Annotated in this window: 1 protein-coding gene; it reads right to left on the reverse strand. The window is 72.0% G+C overall.

Annotated features, from left to right (window positions below; genetic code table 11):
- Position 1: 1 nt before the first annotated feature.
- Positions 2–889: LacI family DNA-binding transcriptional regulator (locus JFB92_RS25010; RefSeq protein ID WP_233163802.1), on the reverse strand; the 888-nt coding region annotated here is incomplete at its 5' end.

The raw sequence follows: 889 nt of genomic DNA on the forward strand, positions 1-889 counted from the left end.
GCTAGGCGGAGTCGCGGACGACCAGTTCGGTCGGGAGGACGATCGGTTCGACCTCCTGCTCGTCGAGGAGGGCGGTCAGCAGCTCGACGGTTCGTTCCGCGACTTTGCCGAGTGGTTGGTGGATGGTGGTGAGGGTGGGGCGGGTGGCGGTGGCGATCGCCGAGTCGTCGAAGCCGCCGACGGCCACGTCCTCAGGCACCCGCCGTCCGGCTTTGTGGAGGGCTTGGAGGGCGCCGGCGGCCATGAGGTCGGAGGCGACGAACACCGCGTCCAGGTCGGGTACGGCCTCCAGGAGTTTGCGCATGGCCGCCTGGCCGCCGGTCTGGGTGTAGTCCCCGCCCTCGATCAGCTGCTTGGTCGCCCGCCGCCCCAGCACGTCGGTGAACCCGGCCAGCCGCAGCGACCCGCCCGGCGTGTCCAAAGGACCGGTGATCATGCCGATCCTCCGCCGGCCCTGCCCGGCCAGGTATGCGGTCATCTGGCGTGCCCCGCCGCGGTCGTCGGCCGCGGCGTAGGGGATGACCGACTCCCGCCCGATCACCGCCCCGCAGGCCACGGCCGGGATCTCGGCCCGCTCGATGTGCTCCAGGAGCGGGTCGTCGGCGTGGGCCGAGATCAGCAGCGCCCCGTCGGCGTGCCCGCCGCGCAGATACCGGGCCACCCGGTCGCGGCCCCCGTCGTCACCGGCGATCATGAGCACCAGCGACAGGTCCCGGTCGGCCAGCCGCCCGGTCGCCACCCGCATCAGCACCGAGAAGTTCGGATCCTCGAACAACCGCTCCTGCGGCTCGGACAGCACCATCACGATCGACCCGGTCCGACTGGTCTTCAAACTCCGCGCCGCCCGATTCACCACATACCCGGTCTCCGCCACCGCCCGACGCACCGC

The organism is Glycomyces salinus, from assembly GCF_016428645.1.
Taxonomy (GTDB): domain Bacteria; phylum Actinomycetota; class Actinomycetes; order Mycobacteriales; family Micromonosporaceae; genus Glycomyces; species Glycomyces salinus.